Source organism: uncultured Ruminococcus sp., assembly GCF_937915125.1.
Lineage (GTDB): Bacteria > Bacillota > Clostridia > Oscillospirales > Ruminococcaceae > Ruminococcus_C.
In genome coordinates this window covers 16,673-34,167 of the sequence record NZ_CALDMP010000005.1, presented here as the reverse complement: position 1 = coordinate 34,167, position 17,495 = coordinate 16,673, and the positions used below count along the sequence as shown (strand labels likewise).

The 17,495-nt window shown below is 50.6% G+C and carries 13 protein-coding genes, 1 other RNA gene and 1 other annotated feature; of the genes, 6 read left to right on the top strand and 8 right to left on the bottom strand.

Going from position 1 to position 17,495, the window contains the following annotated elements; all coding sequences use genetic code 11:
- Positions 1–108 precede the first annotated feature (108 nt).
- An RNA gene (gene rnpB, locus Q0418_RS00445) (RNase P RNA component class A) lies at positions 109–451 on the bottom strand.
- A gap of 148 nt (positions 452–599) precedes the next feature.
- On the bottom strand, positions 600–2,237 hold the full coding sequence (locus Q0418_RS00440) for an NUDIX domain-containing protein (protein ID WP_298481573.1): 1,638 nt from the start codon (positions 2,235–2,237) through the stop codon (positions 600–602).
- Positions 2,238–2,342: 105 nt separating this feature from the next.
- Between Q0418_RS00440 and Q0418_RS00435 the strand changes: the two genes are divergently transcribed.
- Positions 2,343–3,392, top strand: coding sequence for a diacylglycerol kinase family protein (locus tag Q0418_RS00435; protein ID WP_298481572.1), 1,050 nt, complete (start codon positions 2,343–2,345; stop codon positions 3,390–3,392).
- 2 nt (positions 3,393–3,394) lie between these two features.
- Here the strand turns inward: Q0418_RS00435 and Q0418_RS00430 are convergent, their stop codons facing one another.
- Positions 3,395–3,778 carry a DUF4190 domain-containing protein gene (locus Q0418_RS00430; RefSeq protein WP_298481571.1) on the bottom strand — a complete coding sequence of 128 codons (384 nt, stop codon included), beginning with the start codon at positions 3,776–3,778 and terminating at the stop codon, positions 3,395–3,397.
- A 450-nt stretch (positions 3,779–4,228) separates the two neighbouring features.
- On the opposite strand from Q0418_RS00430, the gene Q0418_RS00425 reads away from it, so the two are divergent.
- The 3 genes from Q0418_RS00425 to Q0418_RS00415 are packed head-to-tail and all read left to right on the top strand — an operon-like array spanning position 4,229 to position 6,944.
- Positions 4,229–5,011 (top strand): nucleoside phosphorylase, encoded by a 783-nt coding sequence (locus Q0418_RS00425; protein ID WP_298481570.1) that lies wholly within the window; start codon positions 4,229–4,231, stop codon positions 5,009–5,011.
- A gap of 52 nt (positions 5,012–5,063) precedes the next feature.
- A complete protein-coding gene (locus tag Q0418_RS00420; protein WP_298481569.1) occupies positions 5,064–5,750 on the top strand; it encodes a response regulator transcription factor in 687 nt (228 codons plus the stop codon).
- Between the two features lie 3 nt (positions 5,751–5,753).
- On the top strand, positions 5,754–6,944 hold the full coding sequence (locus Q0418_RS00415) for a cell wall metabolism sensor histidine kinase WalK (RefSeq protein ID WP_298481568.1): 1,191 nt from the start codon (positions 5,754–5,756) through the stop codon (positions 6,942–6,944).
- Between the two features lie 244 nt (positions 6,945–7,188).
- Here Q0418_RS00415 and Q0418_RS00410 read toward each other — a convergent pair whose 3' ends face one another.
- Together Q0418_RS00410 and Q0418_RS00405 are read right to left on the bottom strand one after the other, a co-directional pair.
- The gene (locus tag Q0418_RS00410; protein ID WP_298481567.1) at positions 7,189–8,034 is read right to left on the bottom strand and encodes a CAP domain-containing protein; all 846 of its coding nucleotides are present in this window, start codon (positions 8,032–8,034) and stop codon (positions 7,189–7,191) included.
- 182 nt (positions 8,035–8,216) lie between these two features.
- The gene (locus Q0418_RS00405; protein WP_298481566.1) at positions 8,217–9,890 is read right to left on the bottom strand and encodes an AMP-binding protein; all 1,674 of its coding nucleotides are present in this window, start codon (positions 9,888–9,890) and stop codon (positions 8,217–8,219) included.
- A gap of 579 nt (positions 9,891–10,469) precedes the next feature.
- Here Q0418_RS00405 and Q0418_RS00400 point away from each other — a divergent pair.
- Together Q0418_RS00400 and Q0418_RS00395 are read left to right on the top strand one after the other, a co-directional pair.
- Positions 10,470–11,678, top strand: coding sequence for an RtcB family protein (locus Q0418_RS00400; RefSeq protein ID WP_298481565.1), 1,209 nt, complete (start codon positions 10,470–10,472; stop codon positions 11,676–11,678).
- Positions 11,675–11,848, top strand: a complete 174-nt coding sequence (locus tag Q0418_RS00395) for a hypothetical protein (protein ID WP_298481564.1) — start codon at positions 11,675–11,677, stop codon at positions 11,846–11,848. The genes Q0418_RS00400 and Q0418_RS00395 overlap by 4 nt, the downstream gene beginning before the upstream one ends.
- Before the next feature lie 195 nt (positions 11,849–12,043).
- Here Q0418_RS00395 and spoIIR read toward each other — a convergent pair whose 3' ends face one another.
- The 3 genes from spoIIR to Q0418_RS00380 form a co-directional block, all read right to left on the bottom strand.
- Positions 12,044–12,652, bottom strand: a complete 609-nt coding sequence (gene spoIIR / locus Q0418_RS00390; protein ID WP_298481563.1) for a stage II sporulation protein R — start codon at positions 12,650–12,652, stop codon at positions 12,044–12,046.
- 193 nt (positions 12,653–12,845) lie between these two features.
- On the bottom strand, positions 12,846–14,123 hold the full coding sequence (locus tag Q0418_RS00385; protein ID WP_298481562.1) for a folylpolyglutamate synthase/dihydrofolate synthase family protein: 1,278 nt from the start codon (positions 14,121–14,123) through the stop codon (positions 12,846–12,848).
- Between the two features lie 186 nt (positions 14,124–14,309).
- Positions 14,310–16,925: a valine--tRNA ligase gene (locus Q0418_RS00380; protein ID WP_298481561.1), complete on the bottom strand. Its 2,616-nt coding sequence runs from the start codon at positions 16,923–16,925 to the stop codon at positions 14,310–14,312.
- A 73-nt stretch (positions 16,926–16,998) separates the two neighbouring features.
- Positions 16,999–17,242: a binding site (T-box leader), on the bottom strand.
- Between the last annotated feature and the right edge of the window lie 253 nt (positions 17,243–17,495).

Sequence of the window (17,495 nt, the reverse complement as noted above, 5' to 3'; positions counted from 1 at the left end):
CACGTCATATGCTTGCATCTGACGCACAATCTTTGTGCGGTATTGCCCTAAGGAATCACTGATTAAAACATATTCCTACAAAGACAGCGCAGTCAAAAATGCTGCGCTGTCATGACCAGACCTATAAGCCGAGTTCTGTCGTGTGTGATAATTTATCTAGTCTGCAAGTCGCCTCGCAGCTCATGCCGCCATTACGCCGCTGCCCACCGGGCCGATGTTGCGGCAGCGTGTACCAATAGACGTTGCACCGGATAAGGTTTACATAGCAGTACGGTCTCCCGTACTCTGGTGCGCTCTTACCGCACCTTTCCACCCTTACCGCATTGCTGCGGCGGTATCTCTCTGTTGCACTGGCTCTAGGGTCGCCCCCGGCTGCCGTTAACAGCTATCCTGCCCTATGGTGCTCGGACTTTCCTCACAGCTTACGCTGCGCTATCACACAGTCTGCTCATAGTAGTTAATTATACCGGATTTCTCTGGATTTGTCAAGGGGATGGTTTCATTTTTCACGCAAACTCAACTTTACTCAACTTTATACTCAACTTTATGACGCATTTGTTTTTTTACTCAAAATCACTGATTCTGCTGCATAAACTGGATCACTTCGGCATAAACTGCCGGAATGCCGTGGGCAGAGAAATCTCCGCTGCGATTTCCTGCGCCGAACGCCAGACGAACTGTTCATCCTGCCGGGCACAGGTCAGATACACCCCATACATCTCCCACTCCACATGGGTGAAAATATGCCGCCGTTCTACTGTTTGCAGCACATCTTGGGGCTGGCAGTGCCACGCACTGACCTGTGCAATCGCCTCCTCTGTGGTGCATATACCGGAAATATTGGGGTATTCCCACAAGCCGTGCAGCAATCCCTTTGCACTGCGTTTCCGGACTGCATATTTTCCGTCACAGCACAGTACAAATACAGTATATTGTTCCATTTTCCGGGGCTTTTTCGCCGTTCTCTGGGGCAAACGCATAACATCGTCATTTTTCCGTGCCATACAAAGAAACGCCAGAGGGCATTCCCCGCAAAGGGGCTGACCATTGGGCAGACACACTGTAGCACCCAGTTCCATGAGTGCCTGTGTCAGCATACCGCAGCTGCCAGGGTGGGACTGGTACACTTCCCCAAGGGCTTTGGTCACTGCCTCTTTTCGCTCTGTACGGTCGATCTCACAGAAGTTATCCGTCACCCGTGCCGTCACCCGTAGCACATTGCCATCCACCGCCGGCGTGGGCAGTTCATAACAGATGGAACAAATGGCACCGGCTGTGTAATCTCCTACACCGGGCAGACTGCGCACTTCCTCCCACGTAGACGGAAAGCTGCCGTGATATGTTTCCACGATTTCCTCTGCAGCTTTGCGCAGATTGGCGGCTCTGCTGTAGTAGCCCAGACCCTCCCAGCACTTGTTCACCTGATCCTGCGTTGCTGCCGCAAGGGCGTGGACATCCGGGAATACTTCCAGAAAGCGCTGGTAATAGGATTTCACCGCCTCCACACGTGTCTGCTGCAACATAATTTCCGACAGCCACACATGATAAGGTTCCTTGTCATGCCGCCAGAGCAGATCTCTCGCATGGAAGGGATACCACGCCAGAAGCGGCTCTGTCATAGCAGCCATGACCTGCTTTTGCTGTGCAGCACAGGCACGCATCCGGGCTATCACCTTTTCATATACCGGGAGCATATGTGGTTCCCGACAAACCTGCGCCAGTTGTTCCACCGGAATCCACTGGACAGCCTGGTTTTCATCCGGCTTCACAGAAATGGTTTCCCTGGAGTCGGCGATCAGCCCGTATGTCACATTATAGTGCACATGCGCCGGGACTTCAGCGCCGTTTTTCACATGCGCCTTTACCGGCAGCACATCCAGAGAGAGAATTGCACCGGACAGCGGAAAGGGTTTCCGGATCCCCGTTTCCTCCTTTGCCTCCCGGACGGCCGTCCATAGAAAATCCGTGGAACCATCTGCATGTCCCCCTGTCCAGGCAAAAGAATCGTAAATATTATGATACACCATCAATACGGCATCCAGCGCCGGATTCATGACAAAGCCGGAACAAGTCACATGACCTGCTGTTCTGGAACGGTGCAGGATCTGCACGCCGTCAATTTCCGCCGCCTTGCATATTTCCTCATAGTCCACCTGTTCCTGTGCATCCTGGGGAACATATGCGGCAAGACGTTCCTTCCAGTCCGGCACTTCGATTTCCTGCATCACATTTCTCATGAGAATCCATCTCCTTTCGCAGGAACATGTTTTCAATGCCCTTGCATTTTTGCACAAATCGTGTTATACTAAAGATACCATAGAAATGACAAAGGAGGTTATTTTTTGAAACAGCTTTACTTTATCTGCAATCTGTATTCCGGCAGAGCATCTGTCGGTTCACATCTCGCCATGATTGTAGACCGCTTCACAGCTGCCGGATTTCAGGTCACGGTGCATCCCACCCAGGAACGCGGCGATGCCACAATATGTGCAAAAGAAGCCTGTGATGCCGGGTGTTATGACATCCTCGTCTGCTCCGGCGGCGATGGCACATTGAACGAAGTGATCCAGGGCTGTATGTCAAGCGAAACGCCGTGCCCCATCGGCTATATCCCGTTTGGTTCCACCAACGACTTTGCACGTGGTCTGGGCATTCCCAAAGACCCCGAAGCTGCTGTGGACTGCATCATCAACGGTGAGCCCATGCGATGCGATATTGGCGGCTTTAACGATAAATATTTCACCTATGTTGCGGCATTCGGCGCACTGACGGAAATCTCATACCAGACACCCCAGCAATTCAAAAATGTCCTGGGACACGCCGCCTATATTCTCAATGCTATCTCCAAGCTGCCGAAGATCCGCTCCTGCCGGATGCGGATCGAACATGACGGCGGCGTCATTGAAGATGAATTTCTCTACGGTATGGTGACGAATTCTTCCTCTGTCGCGAAATTCCTGGCACTTTCCGATGTACGCTGGGATGACGGTCTCTTTGAAGTAACCCTGATCCACAAACCGTCCAATTTGATCGAATTCCACCAGCTCATTGCGGCATTTTCCAAGATCCAGCTGGGACTGGCGAAGCAGTATCTCCACTATTTCCGCACGTCCCAACTGACGGTGACCAATCTGGACGATGAGCCGGTTTCCTGGACCATTGACGGCGAATACGGCGGCACAGAACGTGTGAACCGGATCGTTAACAATCATAAGGCAATTTCCTTCTGCGTAGATCCCGCTTGCCGGGAACAGGCAGAAGAAGCACCAGATTCCGGCTTTGCGGTGGTGATGCCGCCGCCGGAGGAAATGAATGTACCGGAGCCGCCGCAGAATCCGAATACTGCTGAGGAGACTGAAGTTGCCCAAAGCGAAAGTACGGATAAGCTGTAATTTTACAGAAATTTCCACATCCGGAATACTGCCGGCTGACCGGGATTTTCAAATTCATAGACATCCGGATCGGCAGGAGTGGGCACCAAATCCGACTCCTGGTACAGCATCGCTAAAATCCCCAGAAAACAGAATGCCCAGTATATAGTTGCAATAAATCCCACACAGATTCCGATGATACCGAGCACCATGCCGACTATGGTAATGTTCCGATTGCTGTACGGCTGTTTTCTGGCTTTTGCAGCATAAACAATGGCAATGATCCCCGTTCCCACAGGAATCAGCGGCAATTGGCAGAACAGAAAAGAAACTGCCCCGAAGATCAGTGCACGGATGTCATAGTGATGCTGCGGCTCCGGCGGCTGCCAGTACGGATTCGGCTGCATATGCAATTCCTCCACGTAATAAGATAACAGTAAGTATCATAACAGAGTTTCGGCAATTTGTCAAGCAGACGGTTTTTATCGTTGAAAACGATTTTTGTTGTTTTATCTTAGGCAACACCGCACAAAGAGCGCCTGACGGCTTTGCACGTCATATGCTTGCATATTTTCCGTCATATTTCGCAAAAATGCTCGTGAATACACAAAGTATTCACTGCGCTTTTTGCTTCATCTGACGAAAAATCTGACGGCGCATCTGACGCACAATCTTTGTGCGGTATTGCCCTTATAGAAGTTATACCAATGCAGGGCGAACATTGTTCGCCCGTTGAGTAATTTTCGGAATTCTGCGGGCGAACGCAGTTCGCCTCTACAATTCCCAGCCTTTTTACGCTTCATCGTCATCTGCATGATGCACCATGATTCAACTTTATGCATTCAGGAGGATCACCCATGTCTGAACGTCAATTCCACATCCAATGCGCCCCCGGTGAAGTGGGACAGTATGTCTTTCTTCCCGGCGATCCCGGACGGACGGCAATGATTGCAGGCTATCTGACAGATGCCCAAAAGGTCGTCCAGAGCCGGGAATTCACCACCTATACCGGAAAAATCGGCGATACGCCTGTCAGCGTCACTTCCACCGGAATCGGCGGACCCTCTGCCGCCATTGCCATGGAGGAACTGGTGGCACTGGGTGCCCACACTTTCATCCGCATTGGCACCTGCGGCGGTATGCAGCCGGAATTGATACCGGGAACGCTCATCATTCCCACCGGTGCCATCCGCATGGAGGGAACGACACAGGAATATCTGCCTCTCGCTTTTCCGGCAGTACCTGACTTTTCTCTGGTACAGCATCTGGTATGCGCTGCCCAATCCCGTGCATATCCTTATAGCACCGGCGTGGTACAGTGCAAAGATTCTTTTTATGGGCAGCATGACCCGGAATCCATGCCAATCTCTCAAACATTGCTGAATCACTGGCAGGCATGGAAAGCCGCCGGCGCCCTGGCATCCGAAATGGAATCCGCCGCACTGTTTATCGTAGCCGCCGCCCGGCATGTCCGCTGCGCCACGGTACTGCAAATGCTGTGGAATCAGGAACGGGAACAGGTCGTGCGGGATAATGCCCATGCCGAAAATGATATGACACATGCGGTAGAAACTGCGGTGCAAGCCATGACGGCAGCTATTGAGGCAGATCTGAAGCAACATCGTACAAAGAACGCCTGACGGCTTTTATGGGATTGCCCTAACAGAAGTTACATGAAAGAGGACGAGGATCTTGGCAAATATATTTTGTATTGAAGATGACAACGGCATACGAGAACTGATCACCTGCGCATTGCAGTCCGGCGGCTATACAGCGGAGGGCTTTCCCAACGGCAAAGCTTTTTTCCAGCGGATGCAGACGGCCGCCCCGGCACTAATCCTGCTGGATATCATGCTTCCTGACGAGGACGGCATCTCCATTTTAAAGCGTCTGAAATCTGAACCGGCAACACGGGATATCCCGGTGATCATGCTCTCTGCAAAGTCCACGGAGATCGACAAAGTGACCGGGCTGGAAAACGGTGCTGACGACTACATTACAAAACCTTTTGGTATCATGGAACTGCTGTCCCGTATTAAGGCAGTACTCCGCCGGAGCCATCCGGCAGAACCGGAACAGCCCCATGTTCTGGCTGTCCAGGAGCTTGTCATCGACCTGGATCAACGCATAGTGACTTTTCAGGACACAGAAATCCCTTTGACATATAAAGAATTCGAACTGCTGTCCTATCTGGTGCGAAACCGGGGCACGGCGATTTCCCGAGACCGACTCCTGGAACAGGTCTGGGGCTTTCAGTACGAGGGAGAGACCCGCACAGTAGATGCCCATATCAAAACGCTACGGCAAAAGCTGGATGCCGCCGGATGTCAGAATTTCATTCACACGGTTCGAGGCTACGGGTATAAGATCGGAGGATAAAACATGGACTGGATCGCATGGATCGCCCTTGCTGTGACTGTCAGCCTGCTGCTTATTCTGGGCATGGCGTATATGCACCTGAAACAGCACATGCAGCAGCAGCACATGGAGGAACAAAAAACACTAAATGCCCTGCGGCAGGAGATGAGCCGCACGCAGAAAGAATTATACCACGAAAAGGATATTATCGGACTGATCCAGGAGCACATGGTTGAGGGTATTCTGATCCTGGATGATTCCGACAAGATCCAGCTGGCAAACCGCACGGCGACAACACTATTGGAAATTGACAAGGGCGAATGGGAGGATAAGTCCATTTTCATCCTCACTGACAACCAGGATTTTCTGAACGCTCTGCGCAAATCCAAAGCAGAACACCATGCGTCTGTCCGCCAGCTCCTGCAAATTGACGGAAAATACATCCGTGCCCATATCAGCCGTGTAGAAATGGGCGGCATTTTCGGCACAATTATTCTCCTGGTAGATGTGACCTACAGCGTCAAGGCAGAGAAAATGCGTCAGGAATTCACGGCAAACGTCTCCCACGAACTGAAAACGCCCCTGACGACCATCAAGGGCTTCGGGGAAATGTTCGGCAGCGGTATGATTACCAAAACAGAAGATGTGCTCAAATACGGCGCAATGATTGAACGGGAAAGCGAACGACTGCTCTTTCTCATCAATGATATCATCCGGCTCTCTGAGATTGAAGAGCATACGGAAATGCTGGATACCCCGGTGGAGCTTTCCGCTTCCGCCAGAAGTGCCATCCAGCTCCTGGAACCACAGATCCAACAGAGTCATATCCAAGTAACTCTGGAAGGTACCTGTCTCCTGCTGCACAGCAACGAGGGATATATCCGGGAATTGTTCATCAACCTCATCGACAACGCCATCAAATACAACAATCCCGGCGGTGAGGTACACATTTCCATTGCACACGTGGGACAGCAGGCGAAGATCCTCATCTCCGACAACGGCATCGGCATTCCCCTGAACGCCCAGAGCCGGATCTTCGAGCGGTTTTACCGTGTGGACAAAAGCCGTTCCAAACAGCGCGGCGGCACTGGTCTGGGGCTGTCCATTGTCAAGCATATCGTTGATTGCCACGACGGCACCATCTCTCTCCGGAGTGAACTGGGAAAAGGCACAGAGATCACCATTTTGCTGCCCATTGAGAACAGGGCAACGTAAAGGCAATACCGCATAAAGATTGTACGTCATATGCGCAGTCAGATTTTTTGTGAAATATGACAGAAAATCTGCAAGCAGATGATGTGCAAGCCGTCAGGCGCTCTTTGTGCGGTGTTGCCTAATGGAAACACATAGAAAGGGCTGTTGCAGGCAGTCAAAATCCAAAAGGAAAACGGTGCGATGTGGGAATCGCACCCGTGAACCAGGATTTGACTGTCCTTGCAACAGCCCCTTTTGTATCACCTTACGATGGAATCACCGGAATCTGCGTTACGAGACGCATCAAAAACCGCAGCAAGGTAAGGACATCTTTTTGATCCACGATACCATCCTGATAACAATCCGCCTGTAACAGCTGCATGTCATTGGCAGTCACCTGACCCAGCATCATCTGCTGCATCAGAACCACATCCGCCAGGCTGATTTCCTTATCCATATTCGCATCCCCTATGCGGGTATAAATAGAGAGTCCACCGGGCAGTGTATCAGCAGCAGTGGTATCAATCGATGACTGCTCGTCCGTAACAACAGTTGTCTCAACATTATTTCCCGGAATCCACGCACCATCCAAAGGGGTTTCAGAGGAGATCATCACCAGATCCCAGTAATAAAAATAGTATTCCGGATCATTTTCCAGATAGCTCACGCCGATACCAATATACTCATAATTTTCTCCCAGCATAGCAGCACGATGCGGCGGAGAATTTTTCCAGGCTTCTACCACAGCCTCCGGCGTTTCATACCCTGCAGCTACATTTTCCGCAGCAAAACAGTTGGTATCCAGTCCCATTTCTCCCACGATCGTAAACCAATTCTCGCCGGACGGTCTTGTGTGACCATATGTCTGCTGCTGTTCCTGCGCACGTATCGAAGCAGCTTTCAATAAAACCGGAGCGATCTGCAGCGGCTCCAGCCCATTTTCAGCACGAAAATCATTGACCAATGCAGCCGTTTCTTCCGGATATCCGCTCATATCCGACACCTCTGTCTGCTGTTCTGCTGCCGCACGGAACCAGTTTGTATGCAGTGAAAAAACAGAAAAGCAAACAGTTAGGATACAGACCGCACAACTGCGTATCAAACGCCTCATGCCATCACCCTCCTTTGCATTATTTACACGAATCTATTTCTTTTATTATAGCATATACAATAAGAAATTGCAACATTCCAAAAGAAAATATAGTAAATTTTCTGTGCTGTTTTTGCAAAAAACACCGTGCGAATCATTCACACGGTGTTTTCCAGGTATAATTCTATGCGCAGTAACACAAATTACTTCTGTGCTGCTTCATCTTCCTTACGGATCTGTGCACGCTTGATCTTGCCGCCCAGTGTTTTCGGCAGCTCATCCACATACTCAATGATACGAGGATATTTATACGGTGCAGTGGTATGCTTTACGTGATTTTGCAGTTCCTTTGTCAGTTCCGGGCTGGGGGTATATCCCTTTGTCAGAACAACAGTTGCCTTTACCACCTGACCACGGATGGGATCCGGTGCCGCAGTGATGGCGCATTCCAGAACTGCCGGGTGCTCGATGAGGGCACTTTCTACTTCGAAGGGCCCGATACGATATCCAGAGCACTTGATAACATCATCATTTCTGCCCACAAACCAATAGTAGCCGTCTGTATCCCGTTCGAAGACATCGTGGGGGCAATAGCTGCCGCCGCCCAGCACTTCCTCTGTCATTTCCGGATTGTTGTAATATCCCACAAAAAGACCGGTGGGCCATGCTTTCTTCAGGTTCTGCATGACCAGAACGCCATGTTCATTGTCCGCTGCCGGTGTACCGTCCTCCTCACGCTGCAATGTGATATCATACAGCGGTGACGGCTTTCCGGTGGAACCGGGCTTCGGGGTGATCCACGGGAAGTTTGCGATTAGAACAGTACCTTCGGTCTGACCAAATCCCTCCCGGATCTCCTTGCCGGTGAGTTCCTTCCAACGGTTGAATACCTCTGGATTCAACGGCTCGCCGGCTGTGGTGAAGTTCTCCACACTGGAGAGATCGTAGGATGCCACATCCTCCTGGAGCATAAACCGATACATGGTCGGCGGTGCGCAGAAGGTGGTGAGCTTGTAATCCTGGATCTTCTGGAGCAGCTTTGTGGGGATAAACTTGTCCATATCATATACGAACTGCACTGCACCGCAAATCCACTGCCCATAGATCTTACCCCAGCCGAACTTTGCCCAGCCGGAATCGGAAACGCTCATGTGCAGCTTGTTCTCCTGCACCTGATGCCAGTATTTCGCAGTGACGATATGCCCCAGAGGGTGGGTATAGTTATGCTGGATCATCTTCGGCTCGCCGGTGGTGCCGGAAGTGAAGTATACCAGCATGGTATCCGATGCCTTTGTGCCGGCTTCACCTGTGGGACGTGCAAACTCAGTAGAAAAACCGCTCACCTCATCCTGGAAGCTTCTCCAACCTGCACGCTCGCCGTTTACGACAATTTTATTGACAATGGTGGGAACAGAAGCCTGTGCCTGTTCCACCTGTTCGATAACATAATCGTCATTGATGCAGATCATGGTGTGGATTTTTGCGCTGTTTCCACGATAGATCAGGTCTTTTTTCGTTAACTGGAGAGATCCCGGAATCAGAATGGCACCGATCTTATGGAGTGCCACAGCGCAGATCCAGTATTCCCAGCGGCGGCGCAGAATCATCATGACAACTGTGCCCTTCTTGATGCCAAGGCTCAGAAAATAATTGGCAGCCTGGTTGGACAATAGGGAAATATCAGTGAATGTGAATGTGCGCTCCTCGCCGTGATCATCACACCAGACAAGTGCTTTTTTCTCCGGCTCCTGCTTTGCCCATTCGTCAATGATGTCAAAGCCGAAGTTGAAGTCCTCCGGGATGTTCACACGATAATTTTCTTTAAAATCCTCATAGCTGTCAAATTCAATACGCGGTAAATATTTGTCGAGCAGCATAATGCAAATGCTCCTTTTCTATTCAATATTTTTTTGCAATTTTCTGCAAACCCGCCTGTATGCATTACAAAAAATTGGCGGTATTGTTTTTATTATACTATATTCCCCTGGTATTGTCAAGGACAATCTCACGTTTTCCTTGTATTTTCAAAAATGTTTGTTTTTCCGATGCCGACTGCTGTTTTTCTACAGCGGACGGGAAAATTTTGTTTCGAAAATTACTTGACAAGCTAAAAAAATGTGGTATAATTGATAAAAGCGTATTTGCAGATTCATTTTTGTGAACACGCTAAAATACAAGAAAGGCAGGTGAATCTCATGCAAAACCGTACATATTATCCGAATCATACGAACGTAAAACGGAACAGCACAAAAGGCAACCGAAGCATGATCATTCCCTGCGCACGGCAGATCTGACATATCAATCTGATCGCATTCCGGAAATCCATGCACCTTTGCTTTGGGCAGAGGTGCATTTTTTTGCGAATGATTCAAGGCAATACCGCACAAAGACCGCCTGACGGCTTTGCGCGGCATTGCTTCAAATTCCCGGCGCAGGTACAACAGAAAGGAACAGAAATGCTCATATTAAACGGAAAATACAACGAAGCAAAGGTCTTTACAGATCACATTGATGACACTGCCATCGGACAGATCATTCAGCTGTGCAACCAGCCCATGGCAGAAGGCGCCAAAATCCGTATTATGCCGGATGTTCACGCCGGGGCAGGCTGCACCATCGGCACAACCATGACCATTACGGATAAGGCAGTGCCCAATCTGGTAGGCGTGGATATCGGCTGCGGCATGGAAGTTGCCCGGCTCAAGGAGACCCATCTGGAACTGCAAAAGCTGGACAAGCTGATCTACCAGAAGATTCCCTCCGGCTTTTCCATCCGAGAAAAAGCCCACCGCTATGCACAGAATATCGACTTGACACAGCTGTACTGCTACAAGTATATCAATCCCATCCGTGCAGAGCGGAGTATCGGCACACTGGGCGGCGGCAATCACTTCATCGAAGCAGACAAGGGCAGTGACGGAAGTCTCTACCTGGTGCTGCACTCCGGCTCACGGCACCTGGGCGTGGAAACGGCGCAGTATTACCAGGAAGAAGCATACCGCCGTCTCAATGGCTGCTCCAAGGCAGACCTGGACGCCCTGATCGCCGATCTGAAAGCTGCCGGAAAGGAAAAGCAGATCCAGACAGAATTGCAGAAGCGGAAAAATACCAAATACACCAGCGTGCCAAAGCCCCTTGCCTACACCGAGGGAGAACTGTTTGAACAGTATCTCCACGATATGAAGCTGGTACAGGAATTCGCCATGTGGAACCGCAAGGCAATGATGGATGAACTCATCAAGGGCATGGGACTGCACGTGACAGAACAGTTCACCACCATCCACAATTATATTGACACAGAACACATGATTCTGCGCAAGGGTGCCGTTTCAGCACAGATGGGCGAAAAGCTGTTGATTCCCATCAACATGCGAGACGGCAGTCTCATCTGCGTGGGAAAGGGCAATCCCGACTGGAATTATTCCGCACCCCACGGTGCAGGCAGAGTTCTTTCCCGTTCTGCCGCCCGGAATACATTCACCGTATCGGAATTTAAAAAGCAGATGAACGGTATCTACACCACTTCTGTCAACAAGGATACTCTGGACGAGTGTCCTATGGCGTATAAGTCCATGGAGGAAATATTGCAGTGCATCGGCGATACGGTGGAGGTTATTGATATCATCCGTCCCATTTATAATTTCAAGGCAGGTGAAGAAGCATGAAGCAGTTTGTCCCCTTTGAGAAATGCAGCAAAAAGGAACAGAAGCGCCGCAATGCACTCCGGCGAAAAGATTGGGGCGGCGTTGATCCCGTGACAAAAGTAGCGGAAACCAATGCCAAACGCTATCGCCGGAAAGAAAAGCATCCAAAACGGATAGAACAGGAATGGTGAATTTAGGGAAATACCGCACAAAGATTGTGCGTCAGATGTACTCTACGAGCATAAACTTTGTCAGATTTTTCGTCAGATGAAACAAAAAGCGCAGTGAATACTTTGTGTATTCACGAGCATTTTTGTGAAATATGACGGAAAATATGCAAGCATATGACGTGCAAAGCCGGCAGGCGCTCTTTGTGCGGTGTTGCCTTAGTGTAAAAACATCTTCTCAAACCATTCTACGCATTTCAGTTTCACGGCATATCGCTCATGATGCTCCAGAAGATCCTGTTCTTCCGCATCAAAATATGTCTCTTCTGTCTCCGGATCATCCGTCACTTCGCAGGCATTTGACACACAGAGAGATGGGTACATGACACACCACCAGTTCTGCCCCTGGGCTTCACCGATGGTAATGCGCAGGGCGTCATATTCGCCGGCAGGCATGGTCAGTTCTCCATAGGTACGATCGTCAAATTCCATTTCCACCAGCTGGGCAGTGACATCATAGGAGTAACCCTCATCCTGGATCAGTTCCCGGGCGATCTCCTCCAGTTCCTCCAGATGCTCTGTGACGATCTCCTCCACTTCCTCCAGCGTATCTCCTGGATTTCCGAGAATATCGCTTGTGTATTCCAGTATCCGGTCACGTACTTTAAGCTTTAATGCCTGATCGTCAATGCTGTCGGAGTTGGCAAGAATATGCAGCCGCAGGACGTTGTCCTCCAGATCGGAACGGCTTTCGGCTGTTTTAGTAAGGGAAGAAAAGCAGATCGCTCCGGCAAGTCCCAGCAATAACGCAAGTTCCAGTTTTTTCATATCGGTCACCTCAATAGGAGTATGCACCGGGAAAAGCCGTTTAAACAAAAATTGCAGAGAATGCACATGGCACTCTCTGCAATTTTTTACGATTATTTTCAGGGCAATACCGCACAAAGATTGTGCGTCAGATGCTTGCATATGACGTGCAAAGCCGTCAGGCACTCTTTGTGCGGTGTTGCCTCAGATGATTTTACAGCACCGGCTGATCCTCCGGCGTTGTTTCCTCCTGGAGTACAGCGCTTGCCAGATAGAGGGAACCGCAGACCACGACCATACCGCCGTCTGCCTTTGCCTGCTGCAATGCTGCTGCATAGGCTTGTTTCAGCGGCGCAGTCTGCACCTGTTTATGATCCCCGAAGCACTCCGCCAGAGTTTCGGCAGCTACAGCGTGTTCCGTGAAATCGTCCACGCAGATAACCGTATCCAGAGTCTGCCGCAAGATACCGCAGGCTGTCTGATAATCCTTATTCTGCATCATGCCGCAGATGCCGTGCACTGGCTTGCGCCCGGCGTGCTGAATCAGATCTGTCAGCGCCAGGACGCCTGCCTGATTGTGACCGCCGTCCAGCAGAACCAGCGGTTCCTTTTGCAGTACCTGGGTGCGTGCCGGTACCTGTACTTTTTCAAACGCCTGCTGTGTGACAGCAGCGGAAATGAGATAGCCGTGCATTCCCAGCAGTCGTATCACCTCAATGGCTGTCAGCGCATTGTACACCTGATGCCGTCCGGGCATATGAAGGGTGTAGGTGAAACAGTGGTACTGGAATACCGTTTCCTCCAGCGTTTCCGACATGATCTGGCAGTCCTCCATGGCTGGGGTAATGAGTGCGGCATGCTTGCGTTGCGCCGTTTCCTGTACCAGACAGGTCACGTCCAGAGGATTGTCCGGGGACAGCACCACGGGACACCCCGGCTTGATAATGCCGGCTTTCTGCGCTGCGATCTGAGTCAGAGTATTCCCAAGGATTGCCATGTGGTCATAGGAAACCGAGGTGATGACGCAGACCAGGGGATGCTTCACCACATTGGTGGCATCCAGCAGACCGCCGATTCCTGTTTCCAGAAAGACCAGATCGCATTTTTCCTGCACAAACCAGAGAAGTGCAATGGCAAATGTAATCTCAAACTGGGAACAATCCTCAGAGACGGGACACTGCTGCACCTGTTCGCAGAGGGTACAGAGAGTCTCCATGGGAATATCCTGCCCGTTTATCTGAATCCGGTCGGTGTAATGCCGGATAAAGGGAGAAGTCAGCGTGCCCACCCGAAAGCCTGCCGCAGAAGCTGCCGCTGCACAGAATGCCAGCACGGAGCCTTTGCCGTTTGTACCGGCAATGTGTACCACACGGAGAGAATCCTGGGGATTGCCCAGTGCATCCAGCAGAGCGTGGATCCGGGAAAGGTCATGGACAGGCTTGCCGCTTTTCTGAAAGCTCTGGATATAGTCCATGGTTTCGGAAATGGTCATTATCATTCACCTCGTTTTTGTTTTTTCATTGGTTGGTAAACTTACATATCGGTTGAATAAAAATGCGGAGAATGTAGGGGCGGATATTATCCGCCCGCATTTTTCTGTCAGCAAATGATTTACCTGCGGGCGGCTAATAGCCGCCCCTACAAATGCAAGCGTACCATAAACTAGAATATTTTAGGCTTACTGTAACGCTGCCATGGACTGCATGATCTTGTCCATCTTCTCCTGCGCCTTCGCCAGCTTCGCTTTTTCTGCTTCTACCAGCTGTTCCGGTGCCTTTGCCAAAAAGCCCTGATTGGACAGCTTCTTGCTCAGGAAGTCCAGATCCTTCTGTACCTTTTCCTGTTCCTTTTTCAGCCGTGCCAGTTCCTTGTCCTTGTCCACCAGTTCATCCATGGGAATGAAAATTCTCACGCTGTCTGTTACGGCAGTAGCTGCATCCGGCATATCGAAGCTTGCGCCGACTTCTACCGCAGAGGCAGATGCCAGTTTCTCGAAGAATATTGCAGTGCTCTTGTAAAGCTCCGGCTCTGTGGTCTCAATGCAGACACGTGCCTTCTTGGACGGCGGAACCTGCAATTCCGTCCGGCGGTTGCGGATCGCACGGATGGCGTCGATCACCTTTTCGAACTGTGCCGCATCGGCATAGTCATATTGCTCCTCATAAACCGGATAAGATTCTGTGATAATCATGGATTCGCCGTCTGTCAGTACCTGCCAGATCTCTTCGGTGATATAGGGCATAAACGGATGCAGCAGCTTCAGCATACCGCGCATTACCCATACCAGAACAGCCTGTGCCTTTTCCATGGCAGCACCGCCAGCCTGGATTCTGGGCTTTGTCAGTTCGATATACCAGTCGCAGTATACATCCCAGATGAAGTCATAGATCTTGGCACTTGCTACGCCGATCTCAAATTTGTCCAGATTTTCGCCCACTTCCTTTGCCACAGCATTGAACTTGGATACGATCCAGCGATCTTCCAGCTCCAGATCTTCCGGCAGACCGTTGTAGTGGAAATCATCCGGCAGATTCATCAGAATGAAACGGGATGCATTCCACAGCTTGTTGACGAAATTCCGGGCAGCCTTTACCTTGTCGTCACTGTAACGCATATCATTTCCCGGTGCATTGCCGGTTGCCAGCATAAAGCGCAGGGCATCTGCACCGTATTCGTCAATGACTTTCAGCGGGTCGATGCCGTTGCCCAGAGACTTGGACATCTTCCGCCCCTGTTCGTCACGTACCAGACCGTGAATGAGAACGGTGTTGAAAGGTACTTCACCCATATTTTTCAGACCGGAGAACATCATGCGGACTACCCAGAAGAAAATGATATCGTAGCCTGTTACCAGTGTATTGGTGGGGTAGAAATAGTTCAGATCTTCCGTCTGTTCCGGCCATCCCAGGGTAGAGAACGGCCACAGGGCAGAGCTGAACCAGGTGTCCAGCGTATCAGGATCCTGACGCATGGGCTTGCCGCATTTTGGGCAGACTGCGCTGTTTTCCTTGGTGACAACCATTTCACCGCAGTCATCGCAGTAGAACGCCGGAATCTGGTGACCCCACCACAACTGACGGGAAATACACCAGTCTTTGATATTTTCCAGCCAGTGGAAATAGATCTTATTGAAACGCTCCGGAACAAATTTGGTTCTGCCGGACTTCACTGCATCAATTGCCGGCTGTGCCAGGGGCTTCATCTTGACAAACCACTGCTTGGAAACTCTCGGCTCAACGGTCGTACCGCAGCGGTAGCAGGTGCCCACATTGTGGCTGTAGTCCTCGATCTCCACCAGTGCGCCCTCGGCTTTCAGATCCTCCACGATAGCCTTGCGTGCTTCATAACGATCCATACCGGCATACTTGGGATAATCATCTGTGATCTTGGCATCGTCTGTCATAACATTGATGACTTCCAGATTGTGACGCAGACCAACTTCAAAGTCGTTGGGGTCGTGTGCCGGAGTAATCTTAACTACGCCGGTACCGAAGTCCATCTCAACGTATTCATCGGCAACAATGGGGATTTCCCGGTGAACCAGCGGCAGGATCAGCGTCTTGCCGATCAGATGCTGGTAGCGCTCATCGTTGGGGTTTACAGCTACGGCAGTATCGCCCAGGAGCGTTTCCGGACGGGTGGTCGCCAGTTCCAGATAACCGCTGCCGTCTTTCAGGGGATAGCGCAGATGCCAGAAGTGACCTGCCTGATCCTCATATTCTACCTCTGCATCGGAGATAGAGGTGAGACATTTCGGGCACCAGTTGATGATACGCTCGCCCCGGTAGATCAGTCCCTCTTCATAGTACTTGATGAAAACTTCCTTGACTGCCTTATTGCAGCCCTCGTCCATGGTGAAGCGTTCTCTTGTCCAGTCGCAGGAGGAACCCAGTTTTTTCAGCTGTTCCACAATTCTGCCGCCGTACTGCTTTTTCCAGTCCCAGGCACGCTCCAGGAAGCCGTCACGACCGATATCTTCCTTCTTGATGCCCTCTTTGCGCATTGCTTCTACGATCTTCGCTTCCGTTGCAATGGAGGCATGGTCTGTACCCGGCAGCCACAGGGTGCTGTAGCCGGACATACGCTTCCAGCGGATGAGAATATCCTGTAAAGTTTCATCCAGTGCGTGCCCCATGTGCAGCTGTCCGGTGATATTGGGCGGAGGAATCACGATGGTATAGGGTTTCTTTTCCGAATCTACATGCGGTGTGAAGCTGCCGCTGTCGTTCCACATCTGGTAAATGCGGTCTTCAAAGTCTTTGGGCTGGTAAGATTTTGCCAGTTCCTGTTTCATAGTTACTTTTCCTTTCCATGTATAATATGTGCTGATTGCCGCAATAAAAAACACCCCGGCAATCTGAAAGATTGCTCAGGGCGAACATTTGTCCGTGTTACCACCTGAATTCGGCAATAAAATTGCCGCACTCATTGCAGAAAAACTCTGCCTGCGCTGGAACGGGCGCACCCGGCGCAGATTACCCATTCTCCGGACGAGAACTTCATCTGCACTGCTCCAAGGCTACCTTCTCCTGCACCGTCCGAAAACTCGCACCAACCGTTTTCTCTCTGAAGAATCCGGTGCAGGATACTCCTCCTTTTCACTGCATTTCGATATTCTATCGGCAATACCGCACAAAGATTGTGCGTCAGATGAAACAAAAAGCGCAGTGAATACTTTTTGTATTCACGAGCATTTTTGTGAAATATGACGTGCAAAGTCGTCAGGCGCTCTTTGTGCGGTGTTGCCTATCCTATATTATAATGAATTCGGCAGGGTTTGTCAAGTGGGAAACATGTTTTTTCTGGAATGATCTCAAAGTAAAAGGCTGCTGCACCTTGAAATCGGTACAGCAGCCTTCTTTCC

Bases quoted from the DNA above. Each gene is read 5' to 3' on its own strand.
- Q0418_RS00440 (WP_298481573.1), bottom strand. From the start codon at position 2,237: ATGAGAAATGTGATGCAGGAAATCGAAGTGCCGGACTGGAAGGAACGT.
- Q0418_RS00400 (WP_298481565.1), top strand. From the start codon at position 10,470: ATGCTCATATTAAACGGAAAATACAACGAAGCAAAGGTCTTTACAGAT.
- Q0418_RS00395 (WP_298481564.1), top strand. From the start codon at position 11,675: ATGAAGCAGTTTGTCCCCTTTGAGAAATGCAGCAAAAAGGAACAGAAG.
- Q0418_RS00410 (WP_298481567.1), bottom strand. From the start codon at position 8,034: ATGAGGCGTTTGATACGCAGTTGTGCGGTCTGTATCCTAACTGTTTGC.
- Q0418_RS00385 (WP_298481562.1), bottom strand. From the start codon at position 14,123: ATGACCATTTCCGAAACCATGGACTATATCCAGAGCTTTCAGAAAAGC.
- Q0418_RS00425 (WP_298481570.1), top strand. From the start codon at position 4,229: ATGTCTGAACGTCAATTCCACATCCAATGCGCCCCCGGTGAAGTGGGA.
- Q0418_RS00430 (WP_298481571.1), bottom strand. From the start codon at position 3,778: ATGCAGCCGAATCCGTACTGGCAGCCGCCGGAGCCGCAGCATCACTAT.
- Q0418_RS00405 (WP_298481566.1), bottom strand. From the start codon at position 9,890: ATGCTGCTCGACAAATATTTACCGCGTATTGAATTTGACAGCTATGAG.
- Q0418_RS00380 (WP_298481561.1), bottom strand. From the start codon at position 16,925: ATGAAACAGGAACTGGCAAAATCTTACCAGCCCAAAGACTTTGAAGAC.
- Q0418_RS00415 (WP_298481568.1), top strand. From the start codon at position 5,754: ATGGACTGGATCGCATGGATCGCCCTTGCTGTGACTGTCAGCCTGCTG.
- spoIIR (WP_298481563.1), bottom strand. From the start codon at position 12,652: ATGAAAAAACTGGAACTTGCGTTATTGCTGGGACTTGCCGGAGCGATC.